14 protein-coding genes and 2 pseudogenes are annotated in these 13373 nt (G+C 57.7%); 8 read left to right on the plus strand and 8 right to left on the minus strand.

Annotation, left to right across the window (positions count from 1 at the left end; genetic code table 11):
- Positions 1–2 precede the first annotated feature (2 nt).
- Both DC363_RS08730 and DC363_RS08735 read right to left on the minus strand, forming a co-directional pair.
- Positions 3–869, minus strand: coding sequence for an ABC transporter substrate-binding protein (locus tag DC363_RS08730; RefSeq protein WP_108640769.1), 867 nt, complete (start codon positions 867–869; stop codon positions 3–5).
- A gap of 25 nt (positions 870–894) precedes the next feature.
- Positions 895–1866, minus strand: coding sequence for an ABC transporter substrate-binding protein (locus DC363_RS08735; RefSeq protein WP_108640770.1), 972 nt, complete (start codon positions 1864–1866; stop codon positions 895–897).
- 115 nt (positions 1867–1981) lie between these two features.
- On the opposite strand from DC363_RS08735, the gene DC363_RS08740 reads away from it, so the two are divergent.
- Positions 1982–3331, plus strand: coding sequence for an aminotransferase-like domain-containing protein (locus DC363_RS08740; RefSeq protein WP_108640771.1), 1350 nt, complete (start codon positions 1982–1984; stop codon positions 3329–3331).
- Between the two features lie 496 nt (positions 3332–3827).
- On the opposite strand, the gene DC363_RS16680 is transcribed toward DC363_RS08740, so the two are convergent.
- The 6 genes and pseudogenes from DC363_RS16680 to DC363_RS08755 form a co-directional block, all read right to left on the minus strand.
- Positions 3828–4445 (minus strand): DUF6634 family protein, encoded by a 618-nt coding sequence (locus tag DC363_RS16680; protein WP_146180769.1) that lies wholly within the window; start codon positions 4443–4445, stop codon positions 3828–3830.
- 1 nt (position 4446) lies between these two features.
- Positions 4447–5325: a metallophosphoesterase gene (locus DC363_RS08745; RefSeq protein ID WP_241962966.1), complete on the minus strand. Its 879-nt coding sequence runs from the start codon at positions 5323–5325 to the stop codon at positions 4447–4449.
- A gap of 59 nt (positions 5326–5384) precedes the next feature.
- Positions 5385–5552 carry a hypothetical protein gene (locus DC363_RS16835; protein ID WP_158270853.1) on the minus strand — a complete coding sequence of 56 codons (168 nt, stop codon included), beginning with the start codon at positions 5550–5552 and terminating at the stop codon, positions 5385–5387.
- 1 nt (position 5553) lies between these two features.
- The gene (locus DC363_RS17340; protein ID WP_422396408.1) at positions 5554–5712 is read right to left on the minus strand and encodes an antitoxin Xre/MbcA/ParS toxin-binding domain-containing protein; all 159 of its coding nucleotides are present in this window, start codon (positions 5710–5712) and stop codon (positions 5554–5556) included.
- Positions 5713–5745: 33 nt separating this feature from the next.
- A pseudogene (locus DC363_RS17345) lies at positions 5746–5889 on the minus strand (DUF2384 domain-containing protein); the annotation flags it as partial.
- Positions 5890–6137: 248 nt separating this feature from the next.
- Entirely contained in the window at positions 6138–7043 is a 906-nt protein-coding gene (locus DC363_RS08755; protein ID WP_158270854.1) for a LysR family transcriptional regulator, read from the minus strand.
- A 146-nt stretch (positions 7044–7189) separates the two neighbouring features.
- On the opposite strand from DC363_RS08755, the gene DC363_RS08760 reads away from it, so the two are divergent.
- The 7 genes and pseudogenes from DC363_RS08760 (at position 7190) to DC363_RS17275 (ending at position 13371) form a co-directional block, all read left to right on the plus strand.
- Positions 7190–7990, plus strand: coding sequence for an ABC transporter ATP-binding protein (locus DC363_RS08760; RefSeq protein ID WP_108640775.1), 801 nt, complete (start codon positions 7190–7192; stop codon positions 7988–7990).
- Positions 7983–8765 carry an ABC transporter permease gene (locus DC363_RS08765; RefSeq protein ID WP_108640776.1) on the plus strand — a complete coding sequence of 261 codons (783 nt, stop codon included), beginning with the start codon at positions 7983–7985 and terminating at the stop codon, positions 8763–8765. Before DC363_RS08760 ends, DC363_RS08765 begins: the two co-directional genes overlap by 8 nt.
- A 34-nt stretch (positions 8766–8799) precedes the next feature.
- Entirely contained in the window at positions 8800–9771 is a 972-nt protein-coding gene (locus tag DC363_RS08770; protein ID WP_108640777.1) for an ABC transporter substrate-binding protein, read from the plus strand.
- A gap of 77 nt (positions 9772–9848) precedes the next feature.
- The gene (locus DC363_RS08775; protein ID WP_108640778.1) at positions 9849–10676 is read left to right on the plus strand and encodes a nucleoside phosphorylase; all 828 of its coding nucleotides are present in this window, start codon (positions 9849–9851) and stop codon (positions 10674–10676) included.
- Positions 10673–11614 carry a nucleoside hydrolase gene (locus DC363_RS08780; RefSeq protein ID WP_108640779.1) on the plus strand — a complete coding sequence of 314 codons (942 nt, stop codon included), beginning with the start codon at positions 10673–10675 and terminating at the stop codon, positions 11612–11614. The genes DC363_RS08775 and DC363_RS08780 overlap by 4 nt, the downstream gene beginning before the upstream one ends.
- 217 nt (positions 11615–11831) lie before the next feature.
- Positions 11832–12428 (plus strand): annotated as a pseudogene (locus tag DC363_RS17270) (site-specific DNA-methyltransferase); the annotation flags it as partial.
- A gap of 295 nt (positions 12429–12723) precedes the next feature.
- Positions 12724–13371: a DNA methyltransferase gene (locus DC363_RS17275; RefSeq protein ID WP_277871176.1), complete on the plus strand. Its 648-nt coding sequence runs from the start codon at positions 12724–12726 to the stop codon at positions 13369–13371.
- Positions 13372–13373 lie beyond the last annotated feature (2 nt).

Raw genomic sequence — 13373 nt, forward strand, 5'->3', positions numbered from 1 at the left:
GATCAGAGTGCCTCGCCGAGGTTGATGCCGGGCGCGTCGATCATGTTGTTCTCAAGACCCCATTTGGTCATGATTTCTTCATAGGTGCCGTTGTCCATCAGGATCTGGAACGCATCGCGCAGAACCGGACCCAGCGGGCTGTCCTTGGGAACCACGGCGCCCTGCACAAGGCTCGGGAAGCCATTGGACTGGCCGACGGCGGACAGCTCAAGCGCCCCTTCGGACTGCTGGACGAAATACGTCAGCGGAGCCTGCGAGGAGAAGAACGCATCCGCCCGGTCAGAGCGCACCGACAGGATCGAACTTGGCTGGTCCGTATAGGACTGAACCTCGATCGCCGGCTGGCCCTCGGCTTCGCACTTTTCGGATTGCGCAAGGATCACCCGCTCGGCCGAGCCGCCCGACATCACCGCGATCCGCTTGCCGCAGGTCGTGTCGAGGCTGACAATGCCTTCGGGGTTTCCGGCCTGAACGGCGAAGACGACGTATTCCTGCACCCAGTCAACGAAATCATTCGCATCCCGGCGTTTCGGGAAGTCCCCGACGGGGCCCATTGCGAACTGGTAGCGGTTTGCGCCGATCCCGGTCAGCAAGGCCGGCAGGCCGGCAACCGTCGCGTGAGTGATCTCAACCCTGAGGATCTGGGCGATTTCTTGTGCCAGATCGGCAGTGGCGCCGGTGTGCTCACGCCCTTCGACGAATTCATAAGGAGGGAACGAGCCGTTGGTCACGGCAATCATTGACCCGGCGTCGCGAATCTCTTCGGGCAGACGGGCGTTCAGATCTTCGTTGTAGTCCTGTTCGGCCAGCGCCACGGCCGGTGCGACAAGCGCCGCAAGCGCGAGGCTCAGAATTGGTTTGGTCATCATGGTTTTCTCCCTTGAGGTTAAAGTATCAGGCAATTTTCCGCGCCTCTTCCGCCGCGCCGAAGACATCTTCGACGCTCAGCAGTCTTGGCAAAATGGCCTGGTCGTGCATCTGACCGATAAAGTCAGACGTCATCTTGCGGTTGGCCTCGACCCCGCTTGCGTCCCATGACGCGGGCAAGGATCGGGCGGTGTACAGCATCTCGTCAAGCATGAACGGAGTGGTCTCCGCATAGCGGCGCCGCTTTTCCGTCCACATGGCCCGCGACCGGTCGATCAGATCGCTCAGCTCCTGCGGTACCCATGGCTCCGCCTCGACAAGGCTACGATCCACCGTCAACAGGTGAATTCCCGGAACATAACCAACATCGTGGAAATAAGCGACCTGGGCGCTGCGGCAATCGGGCAAAAGCTGCCGAAACTCCGAATCCGGCGCGAAGAACCCGGTGGGCATGAAGGGCGTGAAGACCGCGTCCAACCAGCCCCGCGCCAGACTGTCCATCATTGGCTCTTCATCGGGCATCGCCTCGATCCGGCCCGGCTGGTGGAATGTGCCAAGCCGATCCTGGATCGGGTGGTCCGCGGTCAGACGTCCAGCATACCATGCCACATCGTCCGTCATGACCCCCGCGTGCCGCAGAATGGCCCGCGTCCAGGTGTTCCCCGAATCCTGCCAGCCCGTCACCCCGATGCGCTTTCCGGCAAGGGCTTCGATCGTCGTCAGCGGGCTGTCCTTGCGGGTGATGATGCAGGCATGACGAAACCCGCGCATCAGAAAGTTCGGCACTGCGACCGTCTCGCTTTCGCCCTGCGCCAGACCGGTCAGGTGCCGGCTGAAGGACGCCTCACCCGCGTTATAAGGCGAAGCGCCACCGATCTCGACGGGCATCGTCGAGACCCGGTCCACCTCAACCGACAGGGTCGATGAGCTTACATCCCCCAGAATCATCGGGGTGAGGTAGTCCCAGTCCCTCACAGCAAGACGGATTTTCAATGTCATGCCCAACTCCCCTATGCATCGGCTGCCAAATTGATAGGAGGCTTGCCAGCGCGATGACAAATGTTATTAGGTTACTGAACATTTAAATTAATGGCGCAAACATTCTGGGTGACAGATGACAACGATCGACGCGGAAGACCTTGCAGCCCACCTGACGGATCGCACCACGCAAGGCCTCGCACGCGATACCGCGCGTCTTGTGCGGACCGGCGTTCTTCCGGTCGGCGCCCGCCTGCCCTCGCTGCGGGACCTTGCTTTTGTTATGGGGATCAGCCCCAGCACCCTGTCGGAAGCCTGGAAAGAGCTGCGCCGCCTGCGGGTGCTGACGGGCCGGGGCCGGAACGGCACCTATGTCAGCGCCTCCAACCTGTCCCCCCGCCCCCTGCGTGTGTCCGCGCAGGGGCATTTCTCGCCCAGTGCCCGCAACCTGACGCTGGCAGTGCCGGACCTGTCCCTCCTGCCGCCACTGGACGAAGCTTTGGTGCATGGCGCGCGCTCCGAACAGCTCAACAGCTACGAACGGGTGCGGATCCTCCCCGAACTGGAACGCGTTTTGCGCCCGCAATGGCCGTTCCAATCCGCCGCGATGTTGGCGACGAACGGCGGCTACAACGCCGTCTATCTGACGCTCCACGCGCTTGTGCACCCCGGATCCGCCGTCGCGCTTGAGATGCCGACTTCGATGCGTCTGCTCGACATCCTCGAAGACCTCGGAGCACGTATCTTGCCCGTCGAAAGCGACCTTTCCGGCCCCAAGCCCGAGGCGCTGCAAGCCGCACTTGCGCAAAAGCCGGTCGCCTTCATCTACCAGCCCGTCATCAGCTCGGTGACGGGCCAATATCTGCCCGCGCAACGGTTGTCGGAACTGGGTCGCGTTCTGGAGAGAAGCGAGACGTTGATCATCGAAGACGATGGCGTGGGCGACATTGCAATGGCACCGTCGCACTCCTTGGGCGACCGCTTGCCCGACCGCGTCATTCACATCCGGTCCTTCTCGAAGTCCTTCGGGCCGGATTTGCGGATGGCGGTGCTCTCGGCCTCCGAAGACCTCGTTGACCGGGTGCAGTCTTTCCGCGCGTTCAGCGCCGGCTGGACCAGTCGCATCCTGCAATCCGCCGTCGCTTGGCTTCTGTCCGATGATACAACACGCGCGGGCGTCCAATCCGCTGGAGAAACCTATCGCGAGCGCCGCAACGCCCTCGCCCGCGCCCTGCGCGATCGCGGCATCGACGTGCCCGACGGCGCTGGTCTCAGCCTGTATCTTCCGGTGCACTCCGAGACGTTTGCCCTGATCACCCTTGCCGCGCACGGGATCTCCGCCCTCCCCGGTGAAAGCTTTTCTTTGGGCCCCACCGGGCACGTGCGCCTTGGCACAGGGCGGCTCGATCTCGCCGAAATCGGCGAATTGGCCGACATCGCAAGCCTTGCCGCAGCCGAGCCTTTCGAGATTGGAACCGCGCACTGAAGCGGTGCAGCGCTCACCGGCAGCCCCAGCTATGCCCCGCTCACCAAACCGAAGCCGAGTTCTTTGTCCGACACGTGAACGGATATAACAACTTCCACTTGTCAAGAGCACAGGTTCTGGGCAATTGTCTACGCATGACAACACCGCGCCCCCACTTCCGAATACCTGCCTGATTCTCAGCAGTTTCGGGAGTGCGCAGGTGCGGCAATGGGATTTATAAACCCGTTTGAGCGGTAGATGACCGTCATAGTGAGAGTTCGAGTCTCTCCACTCCTACCATCCCCAGAGTACATCCAAGACGGGTCGTATGGCAGCTCGCCTGGATCGGCAATCCGGTGTTTTATCCACGACTTATCTTGCGGTTCAAAAGCATCAGATAAGCTCGCAAAAGCTTTGTCCTGAAAGCCGGTTGCGCCTACCATAGCTTTTTCCAAGTGCGCAGCGCAATTTGGTATCCGAGATCCCCCGAGATCCTGGACTCCCGGTGGATCCCGAACTATTCATCCTTTTCCACTCCGGAGGCTTGATCTGTCTCCACCAGTACCTGGATGTCTGCCAATTCGAGCGCATTGCTACCGGAAATTCCTGGAGCGCCGTATAGCCGGCAAACGTCTTCTGGGTCTGCTGGAGCTTCCAAACGATACCATCGCGTTGCTGTGCGGGCCCAATTGCCGCCGGGATCGATACCACAGAGACGCGATGTGTTGATGAACTTTCCCTTCAAGGACGGATGCCCGGATTGTTGTCCTATCAAGATTGCGCCACCAAACGCAGGATCTTTGACCCCAATCCAATGCGACAGGGACGGTGCCATTTCGAGGTCACTTGACGAGGGACCAACTCGACCAAGCGCCAGAGATCGGACAGTCATGCGCCTCATCAATTCTGATTGCAGTCGTCGCTTGCAAGATAGCCAAACCTCGATCGGCACACACCAGACAGCATCAACTTTGACATACTTTACTGGGCGACCAGAGCTTTCCAAGGATGCGAGGATGTCATCCGGTAGCGTGTCTGCCACCACAAAAAGTTTGCCGCGCGCGCCCGATACAACCTCAGGGTTCGCCTGTCGGAGACCATTCAAGAGTTCGAGATCAGATGCGTTGGGGTCCACGTCAACTCTCCCACAGGCAGGCATCGAACAAGTCACCCGCTTCCTGGCGCCCGACTTCATCTGGGTAGCCGACGCTCACATTGCGGATATCGGTTCCACCGACAGTGGCACGCAACCTCCTATGGGAATGGCCGAAGAACCAAGCATTTGGGTTAAAGCGCTCGATCATATCACTCATATCTGAATGGAAAGCTGGCGTGAGACTGTCGAGCGGGCCCGCAACAGCCTCGTGGGGACCATGGTGGGTGACGATAACTGTCCGCCCGCCCTCATCGAAGCGGTGCGGATCGTTCAGACTTTCCGTCAACCACGCTCTATGATCTTGGTGAAGGGCAAGAATATCAGTTGGGTCAATAAGCCGGGCAACTGAGCCCCACCCGAGTTCAACCTCCTCGGAGCACGGCGCGAAACTGCTTTTCCAGATTTTCTCGTAGTCATTCATGACCCTCTGGGCGACACGCATCGCCTCGCCCGCATCCCCCAACAGATCGAAATCAGTCCAAAGCGTACAACACAAGAAACGTGTGTCACCGTGATACAACTGGGACTTCTGGATGAAATGCGCTCCTGCCGAACGTGCTTGCGCTTCAAGAAGCGGGTCATCCGTCAACGCGCCATTGTAGTAATCGTGGTTCCCGGGGAGGAGGTAAATTTTCCCGGGAGCTACATATCGCGTCAGCAGCGCCAAGGCCCTGCCCCACCTCCTGGGCGGACCGTTTGTCAGATCGCCAGCAATAATCACGGCATCAAGCGAACCGTCAATAATCGAGTCGAGACCATGTGCGCCAACGGGATCCCGGCCTGCACGAGCGTAGCTGTCGCAGTGGAGGTCGGACAAGATAGCGACCCTACCCGTCACATGGGGAATAATATCTTTCACGGTAACGTTTGTTCAATTTTGATACGCAACTTCACACTGGCAACCGCCAAGTCATCAAGTCAATAAATAAATTTAAAACAAATGATTACGGCAAATTTTTCGCAAAGGGCCTGAATTTGTTTTAGCAAACCGGGTATGAGTGATTTGGCAATAAGCGGGTTATTTTCGCAAATGATACTGCGGGGCAGAAAGTGATGACCGCCATCAAGAGCATCCTCATTAAGCATCTCAGTTGCCTTGGAGCAAAGCGTCCACATGGTCGCGGATCTGGACAATCATGGGCAGCCCACCCGCAAGAGCCGCATCGACCGGGCGAAGCCCACCAAACAATGGCCCGTCGTTCGGTTTGGTGAGCCAGTCTCGTGCCATGGGCTTGGAGAAAAACAATTCAAGCGACTGGTAGATGCCAAGGATACCGCTGAGCCGCAGAAGCTGATCCTGGCTGAGGGGACCTGCAGAGTCAGGTCCTCTCGCTTCTGCCCAGGCTTCTTCTGACATGGCCACCAACTCGGCAGCTTCTTTATCGCTCAAGGACCAAGCGTCGACGATCTGGATATAGGCTTTGAGACCGGTCGCACTGTTCTAGTCGCGTTTTCTGAACTCGAAATCACTCAGCAAGTTGGCCTCCTTGCCACTGATGATAGACATTTTTGCGCTCAAGGGAAGTTCAAGCTACCAAGGGCTTGACGCAAAGGAAAATCGTGTGCCGCTGGGTATCGCTTGCACGTTCCGCCGCCTGCAGACGAGCTTACGAGTCCACCCAACGTCTTGGAGCGGCAGCGTCAGGTCAGTTTTGCCAAAGACAAATCAAATCAGGTCGGTCCTACGCGCGCGGCGGATAGCTCACGTATCAATATGTCCAAGAACACTCGCGAAGAGGTCGCGGGCGTCCAATCCTTCGGCACCAAGACAGAAATAACAGCGGGTCGGATTATTCCAGACACAAGCGGAACCCAGGATAGCCGCCCTTCGTCGATCTCACGCTCGACACCCAAATATGTCAACATCGCTACCCCAATTCCCGATGCGACCATGGCCTTCAGCATCCCGGGACGTTCCGCGCGAACTGCTATCTGCTCGTCCCGAATTGCATCCGACATAATTCCCGATAGTCCAGAATTTTGCAGCCAAGCATCCCCCGGAATAATCATCGGGTAAAACGAACAATCGGCCAAGCTAACTTCTTTCTTGGCTGCCAGAGGATGGTTTGGAGAGCAGATTATTCCGAGAGGCGACGTGATTTCATGCACAAAAGAGGCCCGAAGCCGATCTTGCACATCGAACGCGATAACGACCTCGGCTTCCTTTGAAGTGAGCTCTGAAGTAAGGAAAAAATTGTCACCGGATATCAAGGTGAAATCCACCTTAGGATACTGCTCGCGAAATTCGCTCATGGCTTGAGGCAGAATGGTTTCGGTGATGGACTCGGCAGCGGCGATCCTGATCGTACCGCGAACGCCACCACGCAAGGCTGCAATTTCCTCTTCCAGGACTCGGTCCTGATCCTGCCAGCGCCGGATATACTCAAGGACAAGGCTCCCTTCCGGGGTGGGCTTGATCCCTCGCGGTAGTCGCAGAAACAAGGGCGCACCGAACTCCTCTTCAAGCAACAAAAGCTGTCGATTGACCGCCGACGAAGCGATGTTGAGGTTCTCGGACGCCCGCCGGATCGAACCATCACGAACGGCTTGGGCGAAGTAGCGATATGCAATGCGCAAATGAGCCATCCACCCAAAGTGCACTAAAAATTAGATCACACAACCCTAAAATTGGTTCTGGTGGAGTGCCGGGAGCGGTGAAACAGTTGAGCTCGAAACGGGTGACACATGATCATCGAAGATAGAGGATCCGAGACATTTACGTGATGCATGATGATATAGAAAAGCACGCAAGAAAGGCCGCAACGCTTGCGATTGACGTCCGGAACGTCTCGATGCGCTTCGGGGCCGGGAAGACTGCGGTGCACGCGCTGGACGAGATTGATCTCAATGTGCGACCCGGAGAGTTCGTCTCTATCGTGGGCCGAAGCGGCTGCGGAAAATCGACGTTGCTTCGCTGTATCACGAACCTTTTGCCTCCCACTTCTGGTGATATCTCGGTGATGGGAATGTCCCCCGGCGAATATCAGAAAGACAAGAGGTTTGGCTTTGTCTTCCAGGATGCAGCACTCTTGCCGTGGAAGACGGCTGCCGAGAATATACAACTGGCAATGCAGCTTTCTCGGCACGCGCCTCAGGCCAAACGACAACAGCGCGTCCGTGATTTGCTGGATCTCGTCCGCCTCTCGAACTTCGGAAATAAATACCCCGCACAGCTCTCCGGCGGCATGCGGCAGCGCGTTTCGATCGCGCGCGCGCTCAGCTATGAACCCGAGATTCTTATGATGGATGAACCATTCGGCGCCCTCGACGAATTCACCCGTCGAGAGATGCATGACGAACTCATCCGTATTCATGCAGAGCGTCCCCATACCGTGCTTTTCGTTACGCATTCCCTGAGCGAAGCGCTCTATCTTTCCGATCGGATCGTTGTGCTCGCGGCTCGACCGGGTCGTGTGAAATCCATCATCTCCGTTGAGAACCCGCGCCCAAAGGGAGGGATTGCTCACGCTGATACAGGCTATTTACGTCAGCTGGCTGAATTGGAGGAATTATTGCATGAATAACACCCATTCCCTCGCCGGACGACTGCGGCAGACTTGGCCCGCCTTGGCACTCTTTGGGGCGGTCATGCTTTTGTGGGAGTTTAGCGTAGACTGGTTCGACGTCCCTTCATTCTTGCTGCCACCGCCGTCCGTTATCTTTCTCGAGATGGCGGAGAACTGGCAAATGCTACTGAAGAACCTCTGGGCTACTATGTTGGCTGCTATCCTGGGTTTCGCCCTGGGAACCGCTGTGGCGATCGCGTTGGCAATTCTGTTCCTATACTCGCGCACTGCTGAGCGCGCTCTGTTTCCCTGGGCAATCACCATCAAGACCATCCCCGTCCTGGCGATTGCGCCCCTTCTCACCATTTGGCTTGGCTACGGAATCGCTCCCAAGGTGGCGATCGCCGCATTGATCTGCTTCTTCCCGACGCTTGTGAACGCGGTAAAAGGCTTTCGTACGATCGACTCCCAGACTGTCGAGTTCTTTCGAATTGCGGGCGCCTCGAAAGCACAACTCTTTCGCCATGCGCGTTTGTATGCCGCCCTGCCCTATATATTCGCAGCCGCCAAAATCAGCGCATCGATGTCCGTGATCGGAGCGATCGTTGCCGAGTTCACCGGGGCCAATTCCGGCATCGGCACGCTTATCGTTACAGCAGGTTATCAAATGGATGCGACCATGTTGTTCGCGGCAATCGTTGCTTCGTCCATTGCCACCATCGCACTGTTTTATGTCGTCGTATTGATCGAGCGGTTTTCTCTCTATTGGCCAGAGGCGCGCATAGACGCCTGACGCCGAAAAATCCATCCAACAAGGAGTTAACGATATGAAGAATGTCACGACCATTGCCGCATCCGTGCTTGCCGTACTTGCCACATCAGGTGCCGCGCAGGACGATGAGCTTGAATCCGTATCACTGCGGCTGCCCTGGATCTTGAACGTTCAAGCTGCGGGTTACGTCATGGCCCTCGATCAGGGGTATTACGAAGACGCTGGGCTCGATGTGGAAATTTTGCCCGGCGGGCCGAATTTGAACTCGACAGCCCTCGTTGCAACCGGATCCAACACATTTGGAACCCATGACATCAGCGGACTGCTTCTCGGTGCCGCGCAGGGTATGGACATCGTCATGGTCGGTGCGTGTTTCCAAGACCATCCCGGCGGAGTAATAACCTTGGCCTCCAAGGGTATTGAAACGCCAAATGATCTGGTCGGCCAGCGTCTGGCCTACAACGAGGGGGGACCTTGGGTGCTTGTGCAGGCGATGCTGGCCCGCGAAGGGGTTTCCCTCGACGATATCGAACTTGTGGTGTCCCCCTCGACGGAATTGCTTATCAACCGCAACGTTGACGCCAAAACAGGGTTTACCGTCAATGAACCGATCGCGGTCGAGCTTGCCGGCATTGAAACCAATGTAATCCTGCCATCGAACTTTGGCGTTAACACGAATGCTGAAGTAATCTTTACGACACGCGACTTCATGGAGCAAAATCCGGACACTGTTCAGGGTTTCGTCGACGCCACCGTGCGCGGCTATGCCTATGCCTATGAGCATCCTGATGAGACAGTTGAAGCTGTCCTGAAGATGAACGACCAACTTGAGCCGGAACAGCAAGCCGAGCAACTCCGGCGGCAGGAAAGCTATGTGTTCAACGAGTTCACCCGTGAGAACGGCCCCTGCGCCTTCGATACCGGCGTGGTCGCCGATACCATGGCTGTTCTGAAAGAGTTTACGGATTTCGATGCCGACCTCGATCCCGACAGCCTTTACTCAACCGAGTTCGTTCCAACGAAATAATCCCAAACAACAGCGTTCTCATGAGGTCTGGACCGCCAGGCCCGTGAGAAGCTGTGCCTGAAAGAAAGGAATGCGCCATGACCCAAGAACACACCCCAATCCACCCCGGCGGCAAACAAATGCATCTCCATACCAAACCAGGGGAGGTCGCTCGATACGTCTTGATGCCCGGTGACCCGGCACGGGTTGGAACAATTGGTGAATGCTGGGACAGGTTCGACGAAGTCGCGCATCACCGAGAGTTCCGCACGATCCGCGGTCTCTCCGGCGGCACCGATATCTCGGCTTGCTCCCATGGAGTTGGCGGCCCGTCGACGGATATTGCGCTGACCGAACTCAGCAATTGTGGTGCTGACACATTCATCCGGGTCGGCTCCTGTGCCGCTTTGCAACCCGAGATGAAACCAGGCGACTTGATCATCGCCACGGGAGCTCTTCGACTGACGGGAACGGTCGACGCCTATGTCGACAAGTCCTACCCTGCGGTAGCCAATTACGAATGCGTCCTCGCTCTGATCGAAGCCGCTGAAGAAATGGGTGAAACCTATCATACCGGTCTCGCCGCAAGCGTGGACAGCTTTTACGCCGGCGAAATCAACCCCATGCCCGGAGACTTCCGTCAATCCCATATGGACACCGTTCTCGACGACTTGCGACGTGCCAAAGTCGCCAATTTCGAGATGGAAGCCGCAACGATTTTCACACTCTGCCAGCTGTTTGGCTACCGCGGCGGGATGATCTGTTTCGTTGGCGCAAACCGTGTCACCAAAGAGCGTTCCGAGGACCCCGAAGCCACGAAGCGTTGCTGCGCGGTGGCCTCCAGGGCGGTCCAGATACTGGCGGGCTGGGATGAAAAGAAGAAAGCGGCAGGCAAGGCTCTGCTCTATCCGTCGCTGCTCTCATGACACGCAAGATTATTTTTGATACTGATCCTGGCGTGGATGATGCGGCGGCTTTGTTGCTGGCGCATCGCCATCCCGCCCTCGATCTCATTGGCGTGACCACGATCTTCGGTAACGCTGATATCGATGATGTCACTCGCAATGCCCTTTGGCTGCGCGAGGTGTTCGGGTTCGACGCGCCGGTCGCGCGTGGGGCTGCACTTTCACTTTCCGGCGATGCGGGCCCATACCCTGAGTTCATTCATGGTGTTGACGGCTTGGGCGGACTGGCCCCCGCTTCAGTATCTGAGGAACCCGACCCCCGACCAGCACATGTCTTGATTTCTGATCTGGCGAGGAAGGCAGGTGGGGATGTAACCATTGTCGCCGTCGGTCGTTTGACGAACCTCGCTCTTGCCCTGATGCATGACGAGAAGCTCCCGAACTATATCCGTGACGTCATTATCATGGGTGGGGCCTTTGGAGGAGGCAACGGCAACGTCACTCCGGCGGCCGAGGCCAACATCATCGGTGACCCTGTAGCCGCTGATATTGTGTTCGGAGCGAATTGGACCGTCCATGCCGTGGGGCTCGATGTCACAAGGCAAGTGATGATGACCGAAGAGATGTTCGCCGGAGTAAAGTCTGGCGACACGGCGGCCAAGCTCGTTCGCGACGCCTCCAAGCTCTATTCTCGATACCACGACCGATTTGGCATTGACGGCTTCTACGTCCATGACTCTTCCGCGGTTGCTTGCGCGATTTCACCAGAATTGTTCACCTTCCGCGAAGGGCCCGTAAGGGTGGTTCGCGAAGGGATCGCCCGGGGCCAAACCATACTGCGGGACGTCGACACGTTCTACCCGCCCGGCGCATGGGACAACCGCCCGTCACACAAGGTTGCTTTCGAGGTCGATGCCAAGGGCGTTCTCAACCTCTTGGAGTCAGCGCTACAGCAATAAACTGCACTCTCACCAAGGCTCGAATGAAGAGATTGTCCGAGGTACATCCTGAATTGCATACCGCAGAGCTTCCTCGGTCGCTATGGCGACAAAGCACTCTGGTTGTCGCCAGTCGGGAATGACCTCTATCTGACCGCTTTCCCCCGGTCCCCTCATCGCCTATCCTGCCGCCGACAAGCTGGCCACGAAGATCCGGTGGAAAGAACGAGGGACGGGCATGCCGCTATTGCAATGGTTGACGAGGGATGAGGATCTGCGGGCGGCGGATCGGGTGCCGTATCGGCTGCTTGACGAGGTGCCCGACCTGAGCCATGGCGCGGGCGATGAGGGGCTGCTGGTGCAGGGCGACAACCTTGAGGCGCTGAAGGCGCTGCTGCCCTTCTATGCGGGCCGGGTCAAATGCATCTACATCGACCCGCCCTACAATACGCGGTCTGCCTTCGAGCATTACGATGACAGCATGGAACACGCGAAATGGCTGGCGATGATCGTGCCGCGGCTGATGCTGCTGCGGGAATTCCTGAGCGAGGATGGCTCTATCTGAGTATCGATTGACGACAACGAGGGGCATTACCTCAAGGTTGTCATGGACGAGATCTTCGGGCGGCGGAATTTTATAGCAAACGTGATATGGCGAAAGAACTATTCACCTAAATCAAGTGCCCGCCATTTCTCGGACGACCACGACCATATTCAGATTTACGCAAAAAGCGCCGATCATTTTATTCCAAATTTGATGCCGCGCGGAGAGAAGCAGGACAAAGCTTATAAAAATCCTGATAACGATCCACGAGGTCCATGGAAAACAAGCGACTTATCCGCAAGGAACCCCTACAGCGCTGGAATATACTCTGTCACGACTCCCAGCGGAAGATTTATCGAAGGCCCTCCGAAGGGGAGATACTGGTCGATAAGCAAAGAAAACCTCGCCGTATTGGATGCTGACAACCAAGTTTGGTGGGGTGTAAGAGGCGATGCCATTCCCCAGCGAAAACGCTTCCTCACCGAGGTAAAACAAGGCGTAGTGCCCCAAACGATTTGGGGCTATGAAGAGGTGGGGCATACACAGGCTGCAAAAAAAAGAGATTGTCGCCCTGTTTGGAATAGAAGTGTTCGGGACCCCCAAACCCGAACGCCTCATTCAGCGCATCCTTCACATCGCCACCAACCCCGGCGACCTCGTCCTCGACAGTTTCCTCGGCTCGGGCACCACGGCGGCCGTTGCGCACAAGATGGGCCGCCGTTGGCTCGGGGTGGAGATGGGCGACCATGCCCGCCCCCATTGCGCCCTGCGCCTGCAAAAGGTCATCGAGGGCGAACAGGGTGGCATCTCCAAGGATGTTGACTGGGACGGCGGCGGCGGCTTTCGCTTCTGCACCCTCGGGCAGGCGGTCTTTGACACAGATGGCCGGATCGACCCGGCGATCCGCTTTGCCGATCTCGCCCGCCATGTCTGGTTCAGCGAGACCCGCCAGCCCATGAATAAGGCGCCGGACGGGCCGCTTATGGGCGTCCATGACGGTCGCGCGGTCGCCCTGCTCTACAATGGTATCCTGAAGGATCGCAGCGCGCAGGGCGGCAATGTCCTGACCCGTGCGGTGCTGAAACTGATCCGCGACGACCTTGCCGCCACCGCACCTGATTTCGAAGGCGATCTCGTCGTCTACGGCGCCGCCTGCCGCGTGTCCGACGCCACGCTGAAGGAACAGGGCATCCTGTTCCGCCAGACCCCCTACGACATTCCGGCGAGGACCTGACC

Origin of the sequence: Thalassorhabdomicrobium marinisediminis, from assembly GCF_003072065.1 — a bacterium.
GTDB classification, from domain to species: domain Bacteria; phylum Pseudomonadota; class Alphaproteobacteria; order Rhodobacterales; family Rhodobacteraceae; genus Octadecabacter; species Octadecabacter marinisediminis.

Coding starts and splice junctions, on each gene's coding strand:
- DC363_RS08730 (WP_108640769.1), bottom strand. CDS start 869: ATGATGACCAAACCAATTCTGAGCCTCGCGCTTGCGGCGCTTGTCGCA.
- DC363_RS08735 (WP_108640770.1), bottom strand. CDS start 1,866: ATGACATTGAAAATCCGTCTTGCTGTGAGGGACTGGGACTACCTCACC.
- DC363_RS08740 (WP_108640771.1), top strand. CDS start 1,982: ATGACAACGATCGACGCGGAAGACCTTGCAGCCCACCTGACGGATCGC.
- DC363_RS16835 (WP_158270853.1), bottom strand. CDS start 5,552: ATGCTTAATGAGGATGCTCTTGATGGCGGTCATCACTTTCTGCCCCGC.
- DC363_RS08760 (WP_108640775.1), top strand. CDS start 7,190: ATGCATGATGATATAGAAAAGCACGCAAGAAAGGCCGCAACGCTTGCG.
- DC363_RS08765 (WP_108640776.1), top strand. CDS start 7,983: ATGAATAACACCCATTCCCTCGCCGGACGACTGCGGCAGACTTGGCCC.
- DC363_RS08770 (WP_108640777.1), top strand. CDS start 8,800: ATGAAGAATGTCACGACCATTGCCGCATCCGTGCTTGCCGTACTTGCC.
- DC363_RS08775 (WP_108640778.1), top strand. CDS start 9,849: ATGACCCAAGAACACACCCCAATCCACCCCGGCGGCAAACAAATGCAT.
- DC363_RS08780 (WP_108640779.1), top strand. CDS start 10,673: ATGACACGCAAGATTATTTTTGATACTGATCCTGGCGTGGATGATGCG.